The following is a 24,712-nucleotide window of genomic DNA, read 5'->3' as shown; positions in this document are numbered from 1 at the left end:
AATGTTAGTAAAAACCAAAGCGATCGTCATTTCATCTTTAAAATTTCAAGAAAAAAGCTTGATTGTAAAATGCTTCACGCTGTCCCACGGTCTGAAATCCTATTTTGTTCGGGATGCTTTTTCTTCCAGAAAAGCCAATCAGAAAATTGCTTATTTCCAGCCATTGACCATTCTAGAAATAGAAGCGGTTCACAAAAACAAAGGCACTTTAGAAAATTTCAAGGAAATTAAAATCGCGGCGCCTTTTCATTCCATTCATTCGGATATTTATAAAAGTACGATTGTGATGTTTGTTTCGGAAATTCTGCATCATTCAATTCATGAAGAAGAAAAAAATGAGCACCTGTTTACCTTTTTAGAAACCGCTTTGCATTGGCTGGATAATCACGATGAAATTGCTAATTTTCACCTGATTTTATTATTGGAAACTACGAAATATTTAGGTTTTTATCCTGATGTTTCTGATATAGCTATGCCTTTTTTCGAAATGACTGAAGGTGTTTTTACACCATTTCATGCCATCAGTTCACTCACGGAACATGAAAGCAGCTTATTCAAAAAACTTATTGATTTAAAATTCGATAACAATCAAAAAATATTCCATGTCATTGAAAGGCAAATAGTTTTAAGAATTCTAATCGATTACTACAGTTTTCATTTGGACGGCTTTAAAAAACCAAAATCTTTGGACGTTTTAAAAGAAGTTTTCTCTTAGAAAGCGTTAAAAGGATTTTTTGATTCGGTTTTATTGAATTATCCATCCAATTTTGTCTATTTTTCCTCTTCTTTTCTTTCTTTTATTCAAAATTCCTTACTTTCGCACCTCGATTTAGAAAAGGATAAAATGAGCACAAAATTTACTGAATACAAAGGACTTGACTTACCAACCGTAGCGTCAGAAGTTCTTGATTTTTGGAAGAAAGAAAACATATTTGAAAAAAGCGTAACCACCCGTGAAGGAAACCAGCCATTCGTATTTTTTGAAGGTCCGCCTTCAGCAAATGGATTGCCTGGAATTCACCACGTAATGGCACGTGCGATTAAAGATATTTTTTGCAGATATAAAACTCAAAAGGGGTTTCAGGTAAAACGTAAAGCGGGCTGGGACACCCATGGTTTGCCCGTGGAATTAGGTACTGAAAAAGAGTTAGGGATTACCAAAGAAGATATTGGAAAGACAATTTCTATAGAAGAATACAATGAAGCGTGTAAAAAAACCGTGATGCGTTATACCGACGTATGGAACGATTTGACCGAAAAAATGGGGTATTGGGTAGATATGGAAGATCCGTATGTTACTTATAAATCCAAATATATGGAGTCGGTTTGGTGGCTTTTGAAACAAATCTACAATAAAGATTTGATGTACAAAGGCTATACAATTCAACCGTATTCTCCAAAAGCAGGAACCGGATTGAGTTCACATGAAGTAAACCAACCTGGAAGTTACCGTGATGTCACGGATACGACTGTTGTGGCACAATTCAAAGTTATTGACGCACACAAAGAATTGTTGTTTTCTAAGTTTTATGATTATATCACTTCAAAAAACTTGCAACATTACAAATTAGAAGCTTTGGATTTAGACGAAATCTATTTCTTGGCCTGGACAACAACACCCTGGACGTTACCAAGTAATACAGCTTTGACAGTAGGTCCAAGAATTGAGTATGTTTTGGTGAAAACATTTAATCAATATACTTTTCGTCCCGCAAGTGTAATCTTGGCTAAAAATTTAGTTGGAAAGCAATTTGGAAAAGGATTTTTCGAAAGTACAGAAGCAGATGATTTTGAAAATTTCAAAGAAGGTGATAAGAAAATTCCTTATCAGGTTCTTGCAGAATGTAAAGGAGCTGATTTGGTTGATATACGGTACGAACAATTACTGCCGTTTGTTTTGCCGTACCAAAATCCGGAAAATGCGTTTAGAGTAATTTCAGGTGATTTCGTTACTACCGAAGATGGGACAGGAATTGTGCATACTGCACCAACTTTTGGGGCGGACGATGCAAAAGTGGCTAAAGAAGCGATTCCGGAAGTGCCACCAATGTTGGTGTTGGATGAATACGGATATCCTGTTCCTTTAGTAGATTTACAAGGAAGATTCACTTCGCATGTAGGTGAATATGCGGGAAAATATGTAAAAAACGAATATTATAACGAAGGTGAAGCACCAGAACGTTCGGTAGATGTCGAAATAGCTATTCGTCTGAAGGAAGAAAATAAAGCCTTCAAAGTGGAAAAATATGTCCACAGCTATCCACACAGCTGGAGAACCGATGAGCCTTTGTTGTATTATCCATTAGATTCTTGGTTTATTAAGGTAACCGACGTTCGAGACAGAATGTTCGAACTGAATGAAACAATTAACTGGAAGCCAAAAGCGACAGGAGAAGGCAGGTTTGGGAATTGGTTAAAAAACGCAAACGATTGGAATTTATCCCGTTCTCGCTATTGGGGAATTCCGTTGCCGATTTGGAGAACTGAAGATAAACAAGAAGAAATCCTGATCGGTTCAGTTGAAGAATTATATAACGAAATCGAAAAATCCATAACAGCTGGTTTCCAAAATGAGAACCCATTCAAAGGTTTCGAAATTGGAAATATGACTGATGAAAACTATAATTTGGTTGATTTACATAAAAACATAGTCGATGCCATTACATTGGTTTCTCCATCAGGAAAAGCAATGAAACGAGAAGCAGATTTGATTGATGTTTGGTTTGATAGTGGTGCAATGCCGTATGCTCAATGGCATTATCCTTTTGAGAATAAAGATAAAATTGATGAAAATAAAGATTTTCCAGCTGATTTTATTGCTGAGGGAGTGGATCAAACACGCGGTTGGTTTTATACGTTGCACGCTATTGGAACATTAGTTTTTGATAAAGTAGCTTATAAAAATGTAGTCTCTAACGGATTGGTTTTAGATAAAAACGGACAAAAAATGTCCAAACGTTTAGGGAATGCTGCTGATCCTTTTGAAACATTAAAAGAATATGGTCCTGATGCCACCCGCTGGTATATGATTTCGAATGCGAATCCTTGGGACAATTTAAAATTTGACTTAGAGGGAATTGCTGAGGTTCGCAGAAAATTCTTTGGAACATTGTATAATACCTATTCGTTCTTTAGTTTATATGCTAATATTGATGGATTCAAATTTGAGGAAGCAGAGATTCCATTAAATGAAAGACCAGAAATTGATCAATGGATTATTTCGGAATTGAACACTTTAATAAAAGAAGTGGATGGTTTTTATGCCGATTATGAACCGACGAAAGCAGCTCGTGCAATTTCTGAATTTGTACAGGAAAACTTGAGTAACTGGTATGTTCGTTTGTGCAGAAGACGCTTCTGGAAAGGGGAATATGCACAAGACAAAATTGCGGCTTATCAAACCTTATATAACTGTTTGTTAACCATAAGTAAACTGGGTGCTCCAATAGCTCCATTCTTTATGGATAAACTTTACAGAGATTTAACTTTAGCAACACAGTCAGAAAAGTACGACAGTGTACATTTGGCGGAGTTTCCAAAACACGTTGAAAACTTTGTTAATAAAATGTTAGAGAGCAAAATGCAGAAGGCGCAGACCATTTCGTCATTGGTTCTGTCACTGCGAAAAAAGGAAATGATAAAGGTACGTCAACCGTTACAAAAGGTAATGATACCAGTACTTGACGAGAATCAGAGGGCAGAAATTGAGGCCATTTCGGACCTTATAAAAGCGGAGGTAAACGTAAAAGAAATCGTACTTCTGGATGATGCTTCGGGTGTTTTGGTGAAACAAATTAAACCTAATTTTAAAGCTCTCGGACCGCGTTTTGGAAAGGATATGGGGTTGATTTCTAAGGAAATACAAGGGTTTTCTAAAGAACAGATCAGCCGATTGGATAAGGAGGGAAGTCTGGATATTGTTATTGCAGGAAATAACGTAACTTTAACATTAGAAGACGTAGAAATAACATCACAAGATATTGAAGGTTGGCTGGTAGCCAATTCAAATGGAATAACGGTTGCGCTTGACATTACAATTTCTGAAGAATTAAAACAAGAGGGGATTGCCAGAGAATTAGTAAACAGAATTCAGAATATCCGTAAAGATTCGGGATTTGAAGTTACTGATAAAATTAAAGTTCAACTGAAAAGAAATGGACTGTTAGAAGAGGCAATTCTTAAAAATGAAGCGTATATAAAATCAGAAACATTAACCAACGATTTGGTTTTTGCAGATGAAATAGAAAACGGTACGGAAATTGAATTTGACGAAATAAAAACAATGATATTAATTTCAAAATAATACAAAAAAGATGGTAGACGAAATAGCAAGATACTCTGATGCTGATTTAGCAGAGTTCAAAGAGATAATCCTTAACAAAATTCAAAAAGCACAGGCAGATTTAGATTTGATAAAAAGTGCTTATATGAATGATTTGAATAATGGGACTGACGACACTTCGCCTACATTTAAAGCCTTTGAAGAGGGAAGCGAAACGATGTCAAAAGAAGCAAACTCACAACTGGCGATCCGTCAGGAAAAGTTTATTCGTGATTTGAAAAATGCACTTTTCCGTGTAGAAAATAAAACATACGGAATTTGCAAAGTAACAGGCAAATTAATTGGAAAGGAAAGATTGAAAATCGTTCCTCATGCAACAATGAGTATCGAAGCAAAAAACTTGCAACGATAAACCTGTTGTTAAACAATATTTAACGCTCCATTGGGAGCGTTTTTTTTGATTAAATTGTTACTTTTGCGCCATTAAAATTTATAAAATGTCATTACGAAAAGCGTATCTCCTTATTTTTATTATATTACTTGTTGATCAAGTTTCAAAAATATACATCAAAACTAATTTTATTTTAGGCGAAGAAGTTGAAGTATTCAAATGGTTCAAAATTCTTTTTATCGAAAATGAAGGGATGGCATGGGGAACTAAAATCCCAGGAATATATGGAAAATTATTCCTGACACTTTTTAGATTGGTTGCTGTTGGCGGAATTGGGTATTGGTTGTGGGATTCTGTTGAGAGAAAACACAGTTCTAATTACTTAATTGTAGCCATTGCACTAATTCTTGCGGGTGCTTTTGGGAACATCATAGATTCGGTCTTCTACGGAGTGATTTTTGATGACAGTCACCAGCAATTGGCTACTTTATTTACAGACAAACCTTATGGAACTTGGTTTCATGGTCAAGTTGTAGATATGTTTTATTTTCCTTTTTGGCAGGGAGTTTTACCAAGTTGGGTGCCAATTTGGGGCGGAAAGGAATTTACATTTTTCAACGCTATTTTCAATGTTGCCGATATGGCTATTTCAACAGGAGTCGGGATTCTGATTTTTTTCAATAAAAAGGCATTTCATCATAAAACAGCCTAAATTTTTAAATCGCTAATTCACAAAATAAAAAAGACCTATTTCAAATTGAATAGGTCTTTTTCTTTCATTGGATTTATTTGTTTTGTCCCGGAGCATAACGCTTGGCGCTTCGGTCTCCATTTATTTTCTTGGCTTGTCCCGGTGGGAGTCTTTTAGTCTTATATGAAGCTCTGTTCGAGCTTGTTCCCACTCTAACGGCACAGTTAGACATTGAAATTGCAAATACAGCAATTAAAAGAATTGTTGTAAATCGTGAATATTGATTTTTTTTCATAGTTTAATTAGGCTTTATCTGCTAAAGTACAAATTCAAAATTAAAAAGAGTGGATTAAATTCGGGGTTACACAATAATCCAGTTTCACGTCACCTTCAAAAACATCTGTAATCAGTTCTTCAGGGTCAAAGAAAGAAAGACCAACTTTGATTGTATTCGGTTTGCATTCTGATAAGAATTTATCATAAAATCCTTTACCGTAACCTACCCGATTTCCTTTTTTGTCGAATGCTAAAAGCGGAATAAAAACGACATCAATTTTATGTGTTGGAACTTCAATTCCATCAACAGGTTCGGGAATATTGTATTCATTTTTCTTAATTTTAGTATTGTCAGTCAATAAAAAATGAGTCATGTTTCTGGTTTCAAAATCAGCTTTCGAAATAATTATTTCCTTGTCTTTTCCGGATAACAAGTGCAGAATGAATTCGGTGTTGACTTCCTTGTGTTCCGTGATGGGAAGAAAGATGTGGAAATAGGTTTTTTCCCAAATGGGAAGTGTCAATACTTTATTGGCAATAGCCAAGCTCATTTCTTCTAATTCGTTTTCCGAAAGTGAATTCCGCATGGCTTTGTGCTTTAGTCTTAATTCTCTTTTATTCTTCATCATCTTCATTGGTATTAGACATGTGATAAATAGCATCGCCTTCATAAACAATAGGCGAATGGTTGGCATTGATTACGTAACCGTCATTTGGCGCTTTCACTTTTCGTTCAAATTTCCCAAAGGGATCTGTTATGGTGGCAAGAATAGTTCCTTTTTTTACAAATTTCCCAATGGTATCGTAATCGTGTAATAATCCAGAACATTTGGCTCTTATCCAGCCAGATTTTTCAATATAAATGGTAGGTGTTTTTTGTTTAGTGACAAAATGTTTCGGGTCCAGCATATCAAGGTGAGATAACAAGCGCTTCACTCCATTTACACCTTCATCGGCAATAGCGTTATTGATATCAAGTGATTTTCCACCTTCAAAAAGTAACATTTTTACATTCAATTTTTCACTTGAACTCCTAAAGGAACCCGAAATATTTCTGGAATATAAGGTAAAAGGCGCATTAAAAACATCGGCCAGTATTTTTAACTCTTTATTGTTTTGGGTAAGACGAATTTGTGGTGCGTTGAAACGGCTGGCGCCACCGGCATGAAAATCTACTGCATAGTGTACAATTGGCATAATCTCTGTTAAAATATGGAAAGCGAACCTGCTGGCTAAAGAACCTGTTTTGCTTCCCGGGAAAACTCGATTTAAATCCCTGCCATCAGGAAATTCTCTTGATTTATTGACAAATCCATATACATTTATTATTGGAATGCAGATTATTGTGCCTCTTTTTGGTTTGTTTATTTTTTTATGAATAAGCTGTCTTACGATTTCTACACCGTTGATTTCGTCACCATGTATTCCTGCAGAAAAAAGAACCACGGGACCATCAATTTTAGAACGCCGGACAATTATAGGGATATTCAGTTTAGTTGTGGTATGTAATCTGGCAATTTCAACATTGATGGTTTTACTTTCGCCGGGAATAATGCTTTCGCCAAAAAGGACTATGGGTGTTGTATTGATTTTTATCATAAGATATTGAAAAGATAAAAATAAGGATAATAACGAATTAGAAAGTAAAATTCTGATAAAATTTTTATCAGAAAGATTTCAATGGTATTGATTTGTATTTCGGGATTTTTGAGATTAACTTTGTTATATGAATCCAACAAGTTTAGCGTTACAAATACAGACTTTGCCTGATAATCCCGGCGTATATCAATATTACGACAAGGAAGGTAAAATCTTGTATGTAGGTAAAGCCAAAAATTTAAAAAAGAGGGTTTCTTCCTATTTTAATAAAATTCATGACACGGCCAAAACCAACGTGCTGGTTAAGAAAATTGTGACTATAAAACACATTGTTGTTCCTACGGAAACCGATGCGCTTTTATTGGAAAATAACCTTATAAAAACCTTACAGCCACGTTACAATGTATTACTGCGGGATGACAAAAGTTATCCGTGGTTGTGTATTAAAAAAGAACCTTTTTCGCGCATATTTGCTACCAGAAGAATGGTCAAAGATGGCTCGGAATATTTTGGACCCTATACAAGTTTTAAAACGGTGAGTACTATTTTAGAACTGATTAAAGAGTTGTATCCACTGCGCACTTGCAATTACGATTTAAGTGAACGTAATGTTGAAGGCGGGAAGTTTAAGGTTTGTCTCGAATATCATATTGGAAATTGCATGGGGCCTTGTGAAGGTTTTGAAACTTTAGAAAATTATCAGAAGCAGGTTGATGCTATTCGCGAAATCTTAAAAGGAAATTTCAAGGAAAGCATGAAAGATTTCAAACGGGTCATGACCAATCTCGCTGCTAATATGCATTTTGAAGAAGCGCAAAAAATAAAAGAAAAAATAGAAGTTCTTGAAAATTACCAATCGCGTTCAACGATTGTAAATCCAAAAATCACCAACATCGATGTGTTTTCGATCGTTTCGGATGAAAGTGCGGCTTATGTCAATTTTTTACAAATTTCTCACGGCTCGATTATTCGCTCACATACGATGGAAATCAAAAAGAAACTCGACGAAACCGATGAAGAATTATTAGAATTGGCGATTATCGAATTGAGAGAGCGTTTTCAGTTGTTGTCCAAAGAAGTTATCGTTCCGTTTCCTGTTGATTTGGGTGAAAAAATAAAAATTACTGTCCCACAATTGGGAGACAAAAAGCAAATTTTGGATTTGTCGATTCGAAATGCTAAGTTTTACCGAATCGAGCAATTAAAACAACTGCAAATTGTAGATCCTGATCGCCACACGAAAAGGATTATGGCTCAAATGCAAAAAGATTTGCGATTGCCGGTGGAGCCAAGGCACATAGAATGTTTTGACAACTCGAATATTCAAGGAACAAATCCGGTAGCAGCTTGTGTGGTTTTTAAAGATGGGAAACCCAGTAAAAAGGATTACCGCCATTTTAATATAAAAACTGTCGAAGGACCGGATGATTTTGCATCTATGACCGAAGTAGTTTACAGAAGATACAAACGATTATTAGATGAAGAACAGCCTTTGCCACAATTGATCATTATTGACGGAGGAAAAGGACAATTGTCATCAGCACTGAAAAGTATTGATGAATTGGGTTTACGAGGAAAAATAACCATAATTGGGATTGCCAAAAGACTGGAAGAGCTCTTTTATCCGGGAGATTCTATTCCGCTATATTTAGACAAAAAATCAGAAACCTTAAAAGTAATTCAGCAATTGCGGAATGAAGCACACCGTTTTGGGATTACACATCACAGAGATAAAAGGAGTAAAGCGGCACTAAATTCGTCGATAGAAAGCATCCCTGGTATTGGAGAAAAAACGATGTTGACTTTGATTCAGCACTTTAAAAGTGTTAAAAGATTGAAGTTAGCGACAGAAAAAGAAATTTCTGACGTTATAGGTGTATCAAAAGCCAAAAAAATTACCGAATTTTACAAGGCACAAATGAATAATTAATACACCTTTCCATTACCTATCAAATTGCTGTTTATGAAGAAAATTGCGCTGTTATTCATTGTTTTTTGTATGAGTTTAACTTTGTTTTCGCAAGAGCAGGGCCGACCAAAAATAGGTTTGGTTTTAAGTGGTGGCGGGGCAAAAGGATTTGCGCATATCGGTGTTTTAAAAGTGCTTGAAGAAGCAGGAATCAAGATTGATTACATAGGAGGTACCAGTATGGGAGCAGTTGTTGGAGGGCTTTATGCTTCGGGATATAATGCAAGTCAGATTGACTCTATTTTTCGATCAACAAATTTCGATGAACTGTTAAACGACTTCATTCCCAGATCTTCCAAAAATTTTTATGAAAAACGAAACGACGAATTATATGCCTTGGTTCTGCCCTTTAATAAACTAAAAATTGGTATTCCTGAAGCATTGTCAAAAGGGATGTATAATTATAATTTACTGAGTAGAATTACCAGGAATGTTAGGCATATAAATGATTTTAATAAACTTCCCATTCCTTTTTTATGTATTGGAACCAATATAGAGACAGGGGAAGAAGTTCTGTTGAACAAGGGCAATTTGGCACAGACTATGATCGCCAGTTCCGCATTTCCATCTTTGTTTTCTCCCGTGGAAATTGATGGGAAATTACTTGTAGATGGTGGCGTTGCTAATAATTATCCTATTGAAGAGGTGAGAAAACTTGGCGCGGATATTATTATAGGCGTTGATGTTCAGAATAATTTATTGGACAGGACCCAGCTCAAAGACGCTACAAGAATTTTGGTGCAAATTACAAATCTTCAATCCATAGAAAGAATGAAGCGAAATGTAAAAGATACTGATCTCTATATACGGCCGGACATCAAAAACTACGGAGTTATATCATTTGATAAAGGAAAAGAAATTATTAGAAAAGGAGAAGAAGCAACATTTTCTGTTTTTGAGAAATTAAAAGTGCTGGTTGATGAATCAAAACCATATAAGAAACCGGAGCTAAAATTAATCACCGATACTTTACAAATTAAAAATATAAATTGTAATGAGCTGGACAATTATACGCGGGATTATGTTATTGGTAAATTAAGATTTAAACCAGGAGCTAAAACAACCTACAATGATTTACTGAATGGAATAAACAATATTAATGCGACTCAAAACTTCAGCGCCATATCCTATTCGTTAGATGCTAATGGAGCGGATGATGACTTGAATCTAAGCTTAAAAGAAAATCCCACTAAGACCTACCTGAAATTTGGATTGCATTATGACAATTTGTTTAAAAGTGCGGTTTTAGTTAATTTGACTCGAAAAAGAACACTTTTTAAAAATGATATTGCCTCACTTGATGTTGTTTTAGGGGACAATATTAGATACAATTTAGATTATTATGTAGAAAACGGATTTAATTTGAGTTTTGGTTTTAAATCGCAATTCAATCAATTTAATAGAAACGTCGCTAAAGGAATCAGTAAATTGAATTTAAGTGAAGTAAATTCAATCAATGTTGATTTTACAGATTTAACAAATCAAGCTTATTTTCAGTCTTTGTTTGTGCAAAAATTTCTAATAGGAGGGGGAATAGAGCTTAAGTTTTTAAAAATAAAGTCAGAAACGTTGGCTAATGTGGATCCCATAATTGATAAAAGTAATTATGTAAGTGCTTTTGGATATATGAAATTTGATTCCTTTGACAATAAATATTTCCCCAAGAAGGGATGGTATTTCTCAGGGGATATTCAATCGTATTTACTTTCTTCAAATTATACAGGAGATTTTAAACCGTTCTCAATTGCAAAAGGCGATTTTGGAATAGCGGCAACACTTTTTAAAAATGTGACAGTAAAATTGCAGACGGATGCGGGATTTTCATTTGGTAATAAAAGTGTATCTTTTTTTAATTTTATTTTGGGTGGTTATGGTTACAATCCCATAAATAATTTCAAGTATTTGTATGGTTACGATTATTTAAGTGTTGCTGCCAATAGTTATATAAAGTCAACCGGAACAGTTGATTATGAGTTTTATAAGAACAATCATTTTAACTTTTCGGCAAATTTTGCCAATATTGGAGATCGAATTTTTGAAACGGTAGACTGGATTTCAATTCCAAAATATTCAGGATATGCAGTAGGATATGGCCTTGAAACAGTAATTGGACCCGTAGAAATAAAACATTCTTGGTCGCCGGAAACTGGAAAAGGATTCACTTGGTTTAGTGTTGGGTTTTTGTTTTAATTGTAATTTATTTCAATAATAATTCCGATATTTGTTATAATGAAAACAAAATGGCTAGGTTTATTAGATTATCTTCAATTCCTCATCAAGAGAAATCCTGAGTGAGTGACCTTTTTTTGATTTATCATAGCACATTATAAAGTAATCTCAACTTTAAATTGTTACACTTTTAAACAAAAAAATCATGCCTTTATACCATAAATTGGGGAATTTTCCTCAAAAGAGACACACACAATTCGAAAAACCAAACGGTGGTTTGTATTACGAACAACTTTTTGGAACCGAGGGTTTTCATGGAAATTCTTCTTTGTTATATCATGTTCACAGACCAACACAAGTGAAGGAGATTCTTAATTCCTACTCAGTTGAACCAAAAATTGCCGTTAGAAAAAACATAAAATCTTTATTGTTAAAAGGTTTTGAGTTAAAACCCGAAGACGATTTTCTGGACAGCCGCAAAGCGATGCTGGTCAATAAAGATTGTACCATAGGGTTAGCTGCACCGAAGCAGTCCCTACGTACTTATTTTTATAAAAATGCAGATGCAGATGAAATGATTTTCATTCACAAAGGGAAAGGAAAATTGCGAACCATGATGGGAAATATTCCCTTTAAATACGGCGATTACCTTATCATTCCGCGTGGGATAATTTATCAAATCGATTTTGATACTTTAGAAAACCGATTGTTTTACGTAGAATCATTTGCGCCATTTTATACTCCAAAACGCTATAAAAACGAATCAGGTCAGCATTTGGAACATTCTCCATTTTGCGAACGCGATTTCATTTTGCCAAACGAGTTAGAAATGCACGATGAAAAAGGAGACTTTCTTATCAAAATAAAAAAAGAAGGCATGATGCATGAAGTCGTTTATGCGACGCATCCTTTTGATGTTGTTGGTTGGGATGGTTATAATTTTCCTTATGGATTCAGCATTCACAATTTCGAGCCTATTACAGGGCGTGTGCATCAGCCGCCACCAGTGCATCAAACATTCGAAACGGCTACTTTCGTGGTTTGTTCTTTCGTTCCAAGATTGTACGATTATCACCCAAAAGCAATTCCGGCGCCGTACAATCACAGCAACATCGACAGCGATGAGGTTTTGTATTACGTAGACGGCGATTTCATGAGTCGCAATAATATTGAGCAGGGTCATATTACGTTGCATCCGAAAGGGATTCCTCACGGACCGGCACCCGGAGCAATGGAGCGCAGCATTGGTCAGACCATAACGCATGAATTAGCAGTGATGGTGGATACATTTCGTCCGTTAATGGTAACTGAAGAGGCAATGGGACTGGACGATGGTCAATACTATAAATCGTGGGTTGAGTAGTAAGGATTTATTTGCTGCTGTCCGCTATATCTTAATGTTTTTAAATTTAAAAGGAAAACAGTAAGGATGGGATCCCCTTCAGGGTCAGGCTTTATAAAAAAACAACATTTTTTAAAATTAATAAAATCCGCGTAAATCCATTAATTCGTTCATCCGGGTTCGAAAAATTAGATTTACCGAATCAAAAAAAATAAATATCATGTCAAAAGAAGTAAAATCAGTTGAATACGGACTAGAAAAAATATTTGAAGGAGCGCAAGATTTTCTTCCTTTACTAGGAACCGATTATGTAGAATTCTATGTTGGAAATGCAAAGCAATCAGCACATTATTATAAAACGGCTTTTGGTTACCAATCATTGGCTTATGCAGGATTAGAAACCGGAGTAAGAGACAGGACATCTTATGTGCTGAAACAAGATAAGATTCGCATCGTATTGACCACACCGTTGACCCAAGATTCTCCAATAAACGAACATTTGAGAAAACATGGTGATGGGGTGAAAGTAGCTGCACTTTGGGTAGAAGACGCCACTAGTGCTTACGATGAAACAATGAAACGCGGTGCCCGCTCTTTTATGGAGCCAACAGTTGAGAAAGATGAATTTGGAGAGGTGGTACGTTCTGGGATTTATACATATGGTGAAACCGTGCATATTTTTGTAGAGCGCAAAAATTATAATGGTGTTTTTCTTCCTGGATATAAGGAATGGAAGTCTGATTACAATCCAGAGCCAACAGGATTAAAATACATTGACCATATGGTGGGTAATGTAGGTTGGAATGAAATGAATACGTGGGTTAAGTTCTATGAAGAGGTAATGGGATTTGTAAATTTCCTTTCTTTTGATGACAAACAGATTAATACCGAATATTCGGCATTGATGAGTAAGGTAATGTCCAATGGAAACGGAAGAATTAAATTTCCAATTAATGAACCGGCCGAAGGAAAGAAAAAATCACAAATTGAGGAATACCTGGACTTTTATGGTGGGCCAGGTATTCAACATATTGCTATAGCAACAGATGATATTATCAAAACAGTATCACAATTGAAAGCAAGAGGAATTGAATTCCTGTCAGCTCCTCCGCATACCTATTATGAGGCAATTCCAGAACGATTAGGAGTGCATATGAAGATGATGAAAGAAGATTTAAAGGAAATTGAGAGATTGGCCATTATGGTCGACGCCGATGAGGAAGGGTATTTATTACAAATTTTTACGAAACCAGTGCAGGACCGCCCGACCCTGTTTTTTGAAATTATACAAAGAATGGGCGCCAAAGGTTTTGGAGCGGGTAATTTTAAGGCTCTTTTTGAGTCAATAGAAAGAGAACAGCAATTGCGAGGAACGTTGTAAAAGCGTGTTATTTTTATGTTGTGTTAAAAAATAATCAGTGAATGGCCTGTTTTTATGCAAATGTTGTGTTAAACTTTATTTCCAAGCTTTAAAAACTAGTTTTATTAATTAACTTTGTACTCGCAAAACAGGAAGGGGTGGTTTCCTTCCTATATTGATATAAATTTCATAATTTATAGTTTTTTGGTTAGTTAATAGCATAAAAACTCAGTCATTATTTGACTGAGTTTTTTTGTTTTAATATATTTGGAACAAAATTTGCTATTACCGTCAATAAATTGACAAAAAGTAATGAAAAAAATAATACTATTAATACTATTTGTAACAACGGTAAGTTTCGATTCTCAAAAAGAGGATGCTTACGATGTGGGCGAGTATTTTAAATTTAGAATTCATTACGGTATAGTAAATGCAGGGTATGCAACACTTGAAGTAAAAGACGCCGTCTTAAATAATAAAAAAATTTTCCATGTAGTTGGCAAAGGATATACAACCGGAATGTCACGATTTTTCTTTAAAGTGGATGATTTATATGAAAGTTATATTGATAAGGAAACTGGAAATCCATATCGATTTGTAAGAAAAATTAACGAAGGAGGGTATACTAAGAACCAAGAAGGTTTTTTCAATCAGACTACAAATAGAATTCTTGTAAAAGATTACAAACACAAAAACGAAAAGACAATCGGCATTCCAAAAAATGCACAGGATATTTTGTCCACTTTCTATTATTTAAGGAATTATCCTAGTATTGATAAAATCAGGCCTGGAGAATCAGTAGCGATTGATATGTTTTTTGATGATGAAGCTACAAAATTTAAGATGAAATTTATAGGTCGTGAAGATATTACAACTAAATTTGGGGTTGTTGCAACGATGATTTTTAGACCCCTGGTGCAATCAGGGCGCGTTTTTAAAGAGCAGGAAAGTTTAACCGTTTGGATTTCGGACGATGATAATAAAATACCCTTGCGAATTAAAGCAAGTTTAGCTGTAGGTTCAATCAAAGCAGATTTAGACGAATTTAGAGGATTGAAGAATCAGTTTAAAATAAAAAATAATAATGGACAATAATGATAATTCTGAAGCAATTTTAAAAGAAATTGATCTTAAATACCAAGCAATAAGCCAGAAAACCGAGACGCATTTAGAAGGGCTACTTTGGTCTAAGCCGATTACTTATTGGGATTATATTCATACCGACGCGTTATTAAATCTTCAGATTCAAAGAACCACACTTCCCGACGAAATGGTTTTTATCATGTATCATCAGGTAAATGAATTGATATTTAAAATGATACTTTGGGAAATGAATCAAATTTCATATTGTCAGGGTATAAAAACTGATTTTTTTACTGAAAGGTTAATGAGAATCAGCCGTTATTTTGATATGCTGACAACTTCTTTCGGTATTATGGAGAACGGAATGGATGTAGATCAATACATGAAATTCAGAAATACCCTTACTCCGGCAAGCGGTTTTCAAAGTGCACAATACAGATTAATAGAGTTTTGTTCGACGGATCTAATAAATCTTATTGATCACCGTTATAGAGGTTCGATTGATAGGAATACTCCTTTTGAATTTGCGTTTGAACATTTATATTGGCAAGCTGCCGGAAAAGATTATCATACAGGTGAAAAATCATTTTTGCTAGAGGAATTTGAAAGGAAATACAAAGGAACGTTTTTGAAACACATGGAGGAATACAACACCATAAACATTTGGCAAAAATTCAAGCAACTTCCAGATTCAGATCAAAAAAATCCAGAGTTAATAAAAGCGATGCGTCATTATGATCACACAGTAAATATTACCTGGGTGATGCAACATTTGAATGTCGCTATAAAATATATAGATCAAAGTGGAAAAGGAAATGGAGAAGCTACCGGCGGAAGTGACTGGAAAAAATACATGCACCCAAAATACCAACGCAGAATATTTTTTCCTGAATTATGGTCCGCTGATGAGCTGGCACACTGGGGTGAGTAAAAATAATTAGAATAAAAAAAAATAGTTTGAAACAAGTATTTATAGCAATTATAGTGTTGTTTTCTTTAGTTTCTTGTAATAAATCTAATGATGTATTAGAAAAAGAAATTATAAAACCAGCGGCTAAAAAAATGGAGTTTGGGTTTAGATATTCTGATTTTAATGTGGTTCAGGATACGATTAAAAAGGGAGATACTTTCGGTACCATTATTGAAAATCAAAGTATTGGTGATATAAAAGTATATGATATTATTAAGCAGGTAAAGGATTCGTTTGATGTTAGGACAATCAGGCTGCACAAGCCGTATACGCTGTTAAGATCAAAAAATAAAACAAATAAGTTGCAGGTTTTTATTTATCAGCCGGATGCATTGACGTATTATGTGGTGGATCTGAGAGATACTGCTGTGGTTGCCTATAAAAAAACGAAACCTATTACGATTAAGAGCCGTACAATAGGAGGATTATTAAAGGGTTCCTTGTCTGAAACTTTGGAAGGCGCAAATGTGGAGGGCGCCCTGGCTAGTAAGATATCTAAAATTTATGCCTGGTCAATCGATTTTTTCAAACTTAAAAAGGGAGATCGGTTTGCTATTACTTTTACTGAAAGATTTATAAATGACTCCGTTTATGATGGAGTAGACAGTCTTAAAGCAGCTTTTTTTGAATACAAAGGAAAAATAATTTACGCATTTCCTTATGCTCAAAATCCCTCGTCCAATAAAATAGAATATTATGATGAGGAAGGAAAAACATTGAAAAATTTCTTTCTTAAAACACCAATAAAATTTAGCAGAATTTCGTCTCGTTTTTCTACTAATAGATTTCATCCTGTACAGCAAATATGGAAAGCTCATAAAGGAACTGATTATGCTGCACCATACGGAACTCCAATTACAACTACTGCTGCGGGAACTGTAGAACAAACAGGTTTTACAGCAGGAAACGGAAATTTTGTTAAAGTAAAGCACAACGGGACTTATTCCACTCAATATTTACATATGTCTAGGATTTTGGTGCGAAGAGGGCAGCATGTCAGTCAAGGTCAGGTTATAGGTCGAGTAGGAAGTACTGGTTTAGCAACAGGTCCTCACGTTTGCTATCGATTTTGGAAGAATGGTGTTCAGGTCGATGCCCTGAAGCTTAAGCTGCCTACCGGTGAACCGATGAGTGGTAGAAATAAAGAACAGTTTTTAAAGGTTATTACTCCTTTAAAATGGCAACTGGATAGTGTAGCTAATTTGTAATCAATTGATTTAGTAAATAATAATAGTTCTTTTCTGCTTTGTTTGGAGCATTACTATTATGGTAAAATTTCCTTAAATTGTTATATAATTGTAAACACATTTAGCGTTAAGACTAATTTCAGTATTTTTGCCCCAAATTAAACAAAACTACAATCCAAATATAAATGGCCTTAAATACAATTAACCCAACAGAAACAATAGCCTGGAAGAAACTTCAACAGCATTACAGTGAAATGCAAAAAGCTTCCATGAAAGAAATGTTTCAAGCAGATGATTCAAGAACAGAGAAATTCAACTTAAAATGGAATGATTTTTTAATTGATTATTCAAAAAATATCATCAACCAGGAAACACTTGGATTATTACTTGAGTTGGCAGAAGAAGCAGGACTTAAAAGTGCGATTGCTGACTATTTTGATGGAGGAATTATCAATCAAACGGAAAACAGAGCGGTGCTTCATACGGCTTTAAGAGCTAAAGAATCCGCAATTATAAAGGTAGAAGGACAAAATGTAGTTCCTGAAATTTTTGAGGTAAAAAACAAAATAAAAGCATTTACTAACGAAGTAACTTCAGGTAAAAGAACCGGTTTTACAGGAAAACCGTTTACGGATATTGTAAACATCGGTATTGGTGGCTCAGATTTGGGACCTGCAATGGCAGTGGAAGCATTACAATTTTACAAAAACCAGTTAAGGGTTCATTTTGTATCGAATGTTGACGGGGATCATGTAAACGAAATTATTAAAAAACTGAATCCGGAAACCACGCTTTTTGTCATCGTTTCTAAAACGTTTACCACGCAGGAAACATTAACGAATTCTGAAACGATCAGAAAATGGTTTTTACAATCAGCAAAACAGGAAGATGTTGCTCGACATTTTGTTGCGGTTTCTACCAATATTGCAAAAGTAACAGAATTTGGGATTAACCCTGACAACGTATTTCCGATGTGGGACTGGGTTGGGGGTCGTTTTTCATTATGGAGTGCAGTAGGGCTTTCCATAAGTCTGGCGGTTGGTTTTGAGAATTTTGATGAATTATTAAGTGGAGCCAATGAAATGGACGAGCATTTCAAAACTGCTGACTTTGATAAAAATGTACCGGTAGTTTTAGCGTTATTGAGTGTTTGGTATAATAATTTCTTTGGAGCAGAAAGCGAAGCTTTAATTCCTTACACGCAATATTTACAAAAATTAGCGCCTTACTTGCAGCAAGGTACTATGGAAAGTAATGGGAAAAGTGTTGGTCGTGACGGAAAACCGGTAAATTATCAAACCGGAACTATAATTTGGGGTGAGCCAGGAACCAATTCACAACATGCTTTTTTTCAATTAATTCACCAGGGAACTAAATTGATTCCTACCGATTTTATTGGATTTATAAAACCGTTATATGGCGATGAGGATCATCACGATAAATTGATGTCTAACTTTTTTGCGCAGACAGAAGCATTATTACACGGGAAAACGGAGGAGCAGGTTCAGGCGGAATTCGACAAACAAGGGCTTGATGCAGATAAAGCGGCGTTTCTCTTGCCTTTTAAAGTTTTTGCCGGTAATAAACCTACGAATACCATTTTAATACAAAAATTGACTCCGAGAACCTTGGGTTCTCTGATTGCATTGTACGAACACAAAATTTTTGTTCAAGGAATCATCTGGAATATATTCAGTTATGACCAATGGGGTGTTGAACTTGGAAAACAATTGGCCAATTCAATTTTAGAAGAAATTAATAGTAAGAAAGTTAAAAATCACGATAGCTCAACAGCATTTTTATTAAATCATTTTCTTTCCAATAAATAGAGATTTGTTTTGATTAGGATTAATGGAAGATTTAAAATTATTTTCTGTCATTTTTCTAAATTACAGTTGAAAAAAAGCCCCGATTTTATAAAAAAATCGGGGCTTTTTTATGCAAGTAGTTCTATAACAGTGTTTTTTTGAGAGTCATTTTCTTTTTTGTATAAATTGACTTGGGATTATTTTTATGGTCTAAATAAATAATATGGATGTAGTTGGTAATTATGTTAATTTTTAACTAAAACATTGAAAAAATCATTTTAAAGATGGAAAGCATGATTCAGAAGGATTTTTCTTAACGTTTTCATAACAGTTTACGGTTTAAATGTTATAATTTTGCTAAAAATTAATAAATTAAACAAAAAACAAAAATGAAGAAAGTTATTTTTATTTTGATTATTTTTTTATCAGCTGTTGGTCATTCGCAGGTCACTAGTTCTGCCATGTCTGGTACTGTTAAGTCCAGCACTGGCGAAACGCTTCCTGGTGCTTCCGTGGAGGTTGTTCATAAACCTACTGGAACAAAATATTTTTCAACTACAGGTTCTAACGGAGGATATGCCGTTCAAGGAATCAGACCAGGAGGTCCTTACACTGTAAAAGTTACTTATGTTGGTTACAAAACAACAGAAATTACAGAAATTAACGCGCCTTTAGGTAATAACATAACCGTAAATATTGTTGTTGATGAAGAATCAAATGTTTTAAGTGAAGTTGTAGTAGTTTCTACAAAATCAAAAGGGACTTTCAACAAAGGAAGAACTGGAGCTTCTCAACAATTTTCTAATAGAGAATTAGTGGCTGTTCCTGTTACAGGAGCACGTTCAATAAATGCAATTACAAAATACAATGCTAACGCTGGAAGTAATGGTACATTTGGAGGTCAGGATTCACGATTGAATAATTTTACCATTGATGGATCGGTGTTTAATAATGGTTTCGGACTTGGAACTGATTCACAAGCAGGAGGTAGAACTGGTTCTACTGCGATTTCTTTAGATGCTATTGAACAATTACAAGTTAACATTGCACCTTATGATGTGCGTCAGTCAGGGTTTTTAGGTTCTGGAATTAATGCAGTAACTAAAAGTGGAACAAATGAGATTGAAGGTTCTGTTTATAATTCATTTAGAAGCAACAAGAAAGATTTCATAGGAACTAAAGCTGGAAATGCTGTAATAGTACCAGGAAAATTTAATGAAAAAATTTGGGGAGCCAGAATTGGCGCACCAATTATTAAAGACAAATTGTTCTTTTTTGGAAATTTTGAGACCATAGAAAATACAAGCCCGGCTACAACTTGGACTGCTACAGGTTCACCGCAGCCAAGCGCTCAGGTATCCTTACCTACTTTTGCAGAAATGCAAACATTATCAACTTTTTTGAAGGATAAATTTGATTACACAACTGGACCTTGGGAAAATTATAATGCAGAAAAAATTTCAAAAAAATTCTTGGCCAGAATTGACTGGAATATTAATGACAATCATAAATTAACTGCTCGTTATGTTTTTCATAACTCAAATTCTGATGAGTTAACCTCAAATTCAAATTCATTAGGATTTGGAAATAGAAGAACCAGTGCACTTGCAATGTCTTTTAAAAATAGTGGTTATGTTATACAAGATAATACCAGATCAGTTGTAGTAGAGCTGAACAGTAAATTAAGTAATTCATGGTACAATAACTTCATTGGAGGTTATGATAAGCAAATAGAAGATAGAGGTTTACAAGGAGGTGGTTTATTTCCTACAATTGATATAAAAAATGGATCGAATACTTTTATTTCTGCAGGTTTAGACCCATTTACCCAAGGGAACAAGCTTTCTTATTCTACGCTACACTTTACGGATAATTTGACAAAAACAATGGGGAATCATTCGTTGTTGTTTGGGGCTAATTTTGAGTATTTTAAATCAAGCAACTTATTTTTCTCCGGATCTAACGGAGTATATGTATTTAACTCATTGGATGATTTTTATGCTGCGGCTAATCAATCGGCCAATACGGGCGGTGCTCCATCAACTACAGCGTTACCTGCTCGTTTTCAATTCAGATATTCTGCTTTACCAGGTGCAATAGAGCCTTTGCAGATTTTGAAATCAAATAAATTGGACTTATACACTCAAGACGAAATCAAAGTAAGTGATAACTTAAGAGTTACATTAGGTCTTCGTGCTTCAGCAGTTTGGTTTGCTGATACTGCACTTGAAAACACAAAAGTTACAGCAATGACTTTCGCAAATGGTGAAAAGTTCAATACTGGTGAAATGCCAGACACTCAATATTTATTTGAACCTAGAGTAGGTTTTAATTTAGATGTTAACGGTGACGCTACAACACAAGTACGTGGTGGTAGTGGTGTCTTTACAGGAAGAGCACCATCAGTGTTTTTATCTAATGCTATTGGTAATAACGGTGTTCTTACTGGTTTTGTTGATGTTAGTGGTGCAGCTGTTGGAGCTGGTGGATACGGTTTTACTCCAAATCCTAACGATTATTTTATTCCTGCAACGCCAACGCTTCCCTCTACATTTGAATTGGCGTTTACAGCTAAAAATTTTAAATTTCCACAAGTTTGGAAAACAAATATAGCGGTTGATCAAAAACTTCCTTTTGGTTTCGTCGGAACTATTGAAGGTATCTTTCAACAAAACATCAATGCAATTCATTACTACAATGCCAATTTTGAAACTCCGGTTGGGAATTTCAGCGGACCAGATACTAGACCTAGATTTGCGCGTACTGATAATGGAGTTCGTGTCAATGACAATGTTTCCAGTGCTGTTGTATTGACAAATACGGATAAAGGGTATTTTTATTCAACAACATTTAAATTGGAGTATCCTTACAAAAAAGGTCTTTGGGGTTCACTAGCTTATACACATTCAAGTGCTAATGATTTATTATCAGCAGGTTCTATTGCTGCAGGTTCATGGACTGGAGCAAAATCAATCAATGGTAACAACGATTTGCCTTTGACATTATCGTCTAACAACACACCACACCGGATAGTTGGTATATTAGGGTACAAAATTGAATATGGTAATACTATCGGGGCTGCTACTTCAATTAATCTTGGATACATTGGTGAGCAAGCTGGACCTTTCTCTTATGCTTACGGCGGTGATATGAATGGAGATCAAGTTAATGGGAATGACCTAATGTATATTCCAAACAATGCAAATGAAATTCGTTTTCAATCTTTATCGGTTACCAATGTTGTAAATGGAGCCAATGTTGTAACTGTTTATACCGAAGCACAACAACAACAAGCCTATGAAGCTTACATTAAGCAAGATTCTTATCTTTCTTCAAGAAGAGGCCAATATACTGCAAGAAATGGTGGGGTGCTGCCAATGTTACATCGATTAGATTTATCTGCGACTCAAGATTTTTATATCAAGATTGCAGGTAAGAAGAATAATTTTCAGTTCAGAGCTGACATCTTAAACTTTACTAACTTACTGAATAAAGATTGGGGAGTAACGCAAAGAGTTACCAGCTTAAGTGTTTTAAGTTATAGGACTACTACCGCTAATGTGCCTTTTTTCCAGTTAGCTACACAAACAGATGCAGCAGGAACGAAAACTTTAATAAAAGATACTTTTCAGAAAAATGCTTCAACTTTTGATGTTTGGCAAGCACAATTCACACTTAGATATATTTTTGGCAAATAATCCCTGAAAAAAATAGTAATAAATCAAAACCGCGCAGTAATGCGTGGTTTTTTTATGTCTTTTTTTCTTATATTTGTTAAAACAAAAACACAATTTATGTACGAATTTATTCAAAAATTTCATTCTGGCTGGGCTTATTTAGCACTTTTATTATTAGTAGTAGCGGTTGTTAATTCCTTCATAGGAATGGCTTCTAAAAAAGAATTTACTTCAAAAGATAGAAAAATAGCGCTATTTGGTCTTATAGGGACCCATACACAATTATTGATCGGTTTAATTTTATATTTCGTTTCTCCGGTAGGGCTTGCTTCATTAGGGCAAATGTCAGATAAAGCGTTGCGTTTAACGTCATTGGAACATCCTCTAATAAATATTATTGCAATTACTTTGATTACAATAGGATGGTCAAAACATAAAAAATTGACCACTAGCGAATCAAAATTCAAAACATTTTCTATTTTTTATGGTCTGGGATTGTTGCTTATTTTAAGTAGAATTCCATGGTCAATGTGGTTTTAAAAATCAATTAAAGCTCTAGAAATAGAGCTTTTTTTATCTGGGTATGGTTTTTGTAAAATAGATTTAACTAAAAAGATATAAATGAAAAAATTAATAACATTATTTTTTTTGCTGGCAATCATTGGCTTAGTTAGCAGTCAAAGTTCCATCTCAGACAGACAAAAATCTATAATTCAAAGAGACTCTCTCAAAAAGAGCAAAATAGCAGCTGAACAGCAAGATGAGAAAGCAGACTCTTTAATTGCTTTATTAGGAAAATTCAAAATCTATAAAAAAGAAGCGCATGCATCCTACTATGCGGATAAATTTAATGGAAGAAGAACCACAAGCGGCAGAAAATTTGATAACAATAAATATACTGCAGCACATAAAAAACTTCCGTTTGGCACAAAAGTTAAAGTAACGAATGAAGCTAATGGTAAATCAGTAATTGTAGAAATTACCGACAGAGGCCCATTTGTAAAGTCAAGAGAAATTGACTTGTCAAAACGAGCTTTTAACGATATTGCTTCACGTAGAGACGATGGAGGAATGAAGGTGACTATAGCGGTATTGAACAATTAAATTACCAGTTTTTGTAAGGATTGTTGCTTAGGTAGGAATTGTAATAGCGTTTGTTATTTGTCACTTCTTCTCCTAACCAACTTGGTTTTTCAAAAGTTTCTGTTTCAGAGCTAAGTTCAATCTCAGCAATAATCAATCCTTCATTCTCGCCATAAAACACATCAACTTCATAAACGTGATCACCTGATTTAACTTCAAATCGGGTTTTATCTATAACGCCTTTTTCACATAAAAGGAGTAATTTTTTAGCTTCTTCAGCAGGGATTTCCTTTTCCCACTCAAAGCGGGACAATCCTGATTCGTTTGAAATTCCTTTTATAGTTAAAAATCCCTTTTCTCCTTTTAGACGAACACGAACGGTACGTTCCGGAACCGAACTTAAATAGCCTTGTGCAATATGATTTTGAGTGAAAGCGGCTGCCTTGAACGAATCATCTTTAACCAAAAATTTTCTTTCTATTTCAATCATTTTCTTGTTGGGTTTAAGTACGTATTTGGGGGTCTGTTTTCCGGCTAGTCAATCATGAAACTTTTTCTATTTTAAAGAAAGGAGCTTGACGAATCGCTCTTTTTTTAAAAGAAAAAATAGTTTTTTCAATTGAAGATTTCCACTTTTTATGGCCTAATCCCATACCTCAAAGATATCAAATATTTTCACTATGGTTAATTTTTATCTTTTAGGAAGGTTTTGTAATTGTTCGCCAATTGGTTTTTGATCTGGTGAACAAGAGAAAGATATAGTTTAAGATTTCTGCCGCGTCCAACCCGCAACTTTTAAGTTGTGTGAATACTTGACAAGTGGTT

At 34.8% G+C, this 24,712-nt stretch carries 19 protein-coding genes; 15 read left to right on the top strand and 4 right to left on the bottom strand.

All coding sequences use genetic code 11. The annotated features are described in order from the left end of the window. The first annotated feature begins 1 nt into the window (after position 1). The 4 genes from recO (at position 2) to ACNQGH_RS01690 (ending at position 5,385) form a co-directional block, all read left to right on the top strand. Positions 2 to 715, top strand: coding sequence for a DNA repair protein RecO (recO, locus tag ACNQGH_RS01705; protein ID WP_417954241.1), 714 nt, complete (start codon positions 2 to 4; stop codon positions 713 to 715). Positions 716 to 844: 129 nt separating this feature from the next. Further along, the gene (ileS, locus tag ACNQGH_RS01700; RefSeq protein WP_417954240.1) at positions 845 to 4,303 is read left to right on the top strand and encodes an isoleucine--tRNA ligase; all 3,459 of its coding nucleotides are present in this window, start codon (positions 845 to 847) and stop codon (positions 4,301 to 4,303) included. Between the two features lie 10 nt (positions 4,304 to 4,313). Further along, complete coding sequence (locus tag ACNQGH_RS01695) at positions 4,314 to 4,694, top strand: TraR/DksA family transcriptional regulator (protein ID WP_082014118.1); 381 nt, start codon at positions 4,314 to 4,316, stop codon at positions 4,692 to 4,694. A gap of 85 nt (positions 4,695 to 4,779) precedes the next feature. Beyond that, complete coding sequence (locus ACNQGH_RS01690) at positions 4,780 to 5,385, top strand: lipoprotein signal peptidase (RefSeq protein WP_417954239.1); 606 nt, start codon at positions 4,780 to 4,782, stop codon at positions 5,383 to 5,385. 73 nt (positions 5,386 to 5,458) lie between these two features. Here ACNQGH_RS01690 and ACNQGH_RS01685 read toward each other — a convergent pair whose 3' ends face one another. From ACNQGH_RS01685 to ACNQGH_RS01675, 3 genes are read right to left on the bottom strand one after another with little or no spacing between them, the layout of a single operon-like run. After that, on the bottom strand, positions 5,459 to 5,659 hold the full coding sequence (locus ACNQGH_RS01685; protein WP_417954238.1) for a hypothetical protein: 201 nt from the start codon (positions 5,657 to 5,659) through the stop codon (positions 5,459 to 5,461). Positions 5,660 to 5,699: 40 nt separating this feature from the next. Continuing rightward, on the bottom strand, positions 5,700 to 6,269 hold the full coding sequence (locus ACNQGH_RS01680) for a 5-formyltetrahydrofolate cyclo-ligase (protein ID WP_417954237.1): 570 nt from the start codon (positions 6,267 to 6,269) through the stop codon (positions 5,700 to 5,702). Then, complete coding sequence (locus ACNQGH_RS01675) at positions 6,256 to 7,239, bottom strand: succinylglutamate desuccinylase/aspartoacylase family protein (RefSeq protein ID WP_417954236.1); 984 nt, start codon at positions 7,237 to 7,239, stop codon at positions 6,256 to 6,258. Before ACNQGH_RS01675 ends, ACNQGH_RS01680 begins: the two co-directional genes overlap by 14 nt. A gap of 127 nt (positions 7,240 to 7,366) precedes the next feature. Here ACNQGH_RS01675 and uvrC point away from each other — a divergent pair, with 127 nt between their 5' ends. From uvrC to ACNQGH_RS01620, 11 genes are all read left to right on the top strand, one after another. Then, a complete protein-coding gene (uvrC, locus tag ACNQGH_RS01670) occupies positions 7,367 to 9,169 on the top strand; it encodes an excinuclease ABC subunit UvrC (protein ID WP_417954235.1) in 1,803 nt (600 codons plus the stop codon). Between the two features lie 33 nt (positions 9,170 to 9,202). Next, complete coding sequence (locus ACNQGH_RS01665) at positions 9,203 to 11,398, top strand: patatin-like phospholipase family protein (RefSeq protein ID WP_417954234.1); 2,196 nt, start codon at positions 9,203 to 9,205, stop codon at positions 11,396 to 11,398. Between the two features lie 184 nt (positions 11,399 to 11,582). After that, positions 11,583 to 12,740, top strand: coding sequence for a homogentisate 1,2-dioxygenase (locus tag ACNQGH_RS01660; protein ID WP_417954233.1), 1,158 nt, complete (start codon positions 11,583 to 11,585; stop codon positions 12,738 to 12,740). A gap of 199 nt (positions 12,741 to 12,939) precedes the next feature. Next, positions 12,940 to 14,100: a 4-hydroxyphenylpyruvate dioxygenase gene (gene hppD / locus ACNQGH_RS01655; protein WP_417954232.1), complete on the top strand. Its 1,161-nt coding sequence runs from the start codon at positions 12,940 to 12,942 to the stop codon at positions 14,098 to 14,100. 291 nt (positions 14,101 to 14,391) lie between these two features. After that, the gene (locus ACNQGH_RS01650) at positions 14,392 to 15,174 is read left to right on the top strand and encodes a DUF3108 domain-containing protein (protein ID WP_417954231.1); all 783 of its coding nucleotides are present in this window, start codon (positions 14,392 to 14,394) and stop codon (positions 15,172 to 15,174) included. Further along, on the top strand, positions 15,164 to 16,093 hold the full coding sequence (locus ACNQGH_RS01645; RefSeq protein WP_417954230.1) for a tryptophan 2,3-dioxygenase family protein: 930 nt from the start codon (positions 15,164 to 15,166) through the stop codon (positions 16,091 to 16,093). Before ACNQGH_RS01650 ends, ACNQGH_RS01645 begins: the two co-directional genes overlap by 11 nt. Before the next feature lie 26 nt (positions 16,094 to 16,119). After that, positions 16,120 to 17,340: a M23 family metallopeptidase gene (locus ACNQGH_RS01640; RefSeq protein WP_417954229.1), complete on the top strand. Its 1,221-nt coding sequence runs from the start codon at positions 16,120 to 16,122 to the stop codon at positions 17,338 to 17,340. Between the two features lie 164 nt (positions 17,341 to 17,504). Next, a complete protein-coding gene (gene pgi, locus ACNQGH_RS01635) occupies positions 17,505 to 19,148 on the top strand; it encodes a glucose-6-phosphate isomerase (RefSeq protein WP_417954228.1) in 1,644 nt (547 codons plus the stop codon). A gap of 368 nt (positions 19,149 to 19,516) precedes the next feature. After that, positions 19,517 to 22,825 (top strand): TonB-dependent receptor, encoded by a 3,309-nt coding sequence (locus ACNQGH_RS01630; protein WP_417954227.1) that lies wholly within the window; start codon positions 19,517 to 19,519, stop codon positions 22,823 to 22,825. A 96-nt stretch (positions 22,826 to 22,921) separates the two neighbouring features. Continuing rightward, on the top strand, positions 22,922 to 23,344 hold the full coding sequence (locus ACNQGH_RS01625; RefSeq protein ID WP_417954226.1) for a hypothetical protein: 423 nt from the start codon (positions 22,922 to 22,924) through the stop codon (positions 23,342 to 23,344). Positions 23,345 to 23,425: 81 nt separating this feature from the next. Beyond that, entirely contained in the window at positions 23,426 to 23,908 is a 483-nt protein-coding gene (locus tag ACNQGH_RS01620; RefSeq protein WP_417954225.1) for a septal ring lytic transglycosylase RlpA family protein, read from the top strand. A 1-nt stretch (position 23,909) separates the two neighbouring features. On the opposite strand, the gene ACNQGH_RS01615 is transcribed toward ACNQGH_RS01620, so the two are convergent. Then, complete coding sequence (locus ACNQGH_RS01615) at positions 23,910 to 24,377, bottom strand: CYTH domain-containing protein (RefSeq protein ID WP_417954224.1); 468 nt, start codon at positions 24,375 to 24,377, stop codon at positions 23,910 to 23,912. Positions 24,378 to 24,712: the final 335 nt, after the last annotated feature.

This window comes from Flavobacterium kochi, from assembly GCF_048286715.1.
Taxonomy (GTDB): Bacteria; Bacteroidota; Bacteroidia; order Flavobacteriales; family Flavobacteriaceae; genus Flavobacterium.
Note: the sequence above shows the minus strand (reverse complement) of the source record. Positions and strands in the feature narration are given on the sequence as shown.

Coding starts and splice junctions, on each gene's coding strand:
- recO (WP_417954241.1), top strand. CDS start 2: ATGTTAGTAAAAACCAAAGCGATCGTCATTTCATCTTTAAAATTTCAA.
- ileS (WP_417954240.1), top strand. CDS start 845: ATGAGCACAAAATTTACTGAATACAAAGGACTTGACTTACCAACCGTA.
- ACNQGH_RS01695 (WP_082014118.1), top strand. CDS start 4,314: ATGGTAGACGAAATAGCAAGATACTCTGATGCTGATTTAGCAGAGTTC.
- ACNQGH_RS01690 (WP_417954239.1), top strand. CDS start 4,780: ATGTCATTACGAAAAGCGTATCTCCTTATTTTTATTATATTACTTGTT.
- ACNQGH_RS01685 (WP_417954238.1), bottom strand. CDS start 5,659: ATGAAAAAAAATCAATATTCACGATTTACAACAATTCTTTTAATTGCT.
- ACNQGH_RS01680 (WP_417954237.1), bottom strand. CDS start 6,269: ATGATGAAGAATAAAAGAGAATTAAGACTAAAGCACAAAGCCATGCGG.
- ACNQGH_RS01675 (WP_417954236.1), bottom strand. CDS start 7,239: ATGATAAAAATCAATACAACACCCATAGTCCTTTTTGGCGAAAGCATT.
- uvrC (WP_417954235.1), top strand. CDS start 7,367: ATGAATCCAACAAGTTTAGCGTTACAAATACAGACTTTGCCTGATAAT.
- ACNQGH_RS01665 (WP_417954234.1), top strand. CDS start 9,203: ATGAAGAAAATTGCGCTGTTATTCATTGTTTTTTGTATGAGTTTAACT.
- ACNQGH_RS01660 (WP_417954233.1), top strand. CDS start 11,583: ATGCCTTTATACCATAAATTGGGGAATTTTCCTCAAAAGAGACACACA.
- hppD (WP_417954232.1), top strand. CDS start 12,940: ATGTCAAAAGAAGTAAAATCAGTTGAATACGGACTAGAAAAAATATTT.
- ACNQGH_RS01650 (WP_417954231.1), top strand. CDS start 14,392: ATGAAAAAAATAATACTATTAATACTATTTGTAACAACGGTAAGTTTC.
- ACNQGH_RS01645 (WP_417954230.1), top strand. CDS start 15,164: ATGGACAATAATGATAATTCTGAAGCAATTTTAAAAGAAATTGATCTT.
- pgi (WP_417954228.1), top strand. CDS start 17,505: ATGGCCTTAAATACAATTAACCCAACAGAAACAATAGCCTGGAAGAAA.
- ACNQGH_RS01630 (WP_417954227.1), top strand. CDS start 19,517: ATGAAGAAAGTTATTTTTATTTTGATTATTTTTTTATCAGCTGTTGGT.
- ACNQGH_RS01625 (WP_417954226.1), top strand. CDS start 22,922: ATGTACGAATTTATTCAAAAATTTCATTCTGGCTGGGCTTATTTAGCA.
- ACNQGH_RS01620 (WP_417954225.1), top strand. CDS start 23,426: ATGAAAAAATTAATAACATTATTTTTTTTGCTGGCAATCATTGGCTTA.
- ACNQGH_RS01615 (WP_417954224.1), bottom strand. CDS start 24,377: ATGATTGAAATAGAAAGAAAATTTTTGGTTAAAGATGATTCGTTCAAG.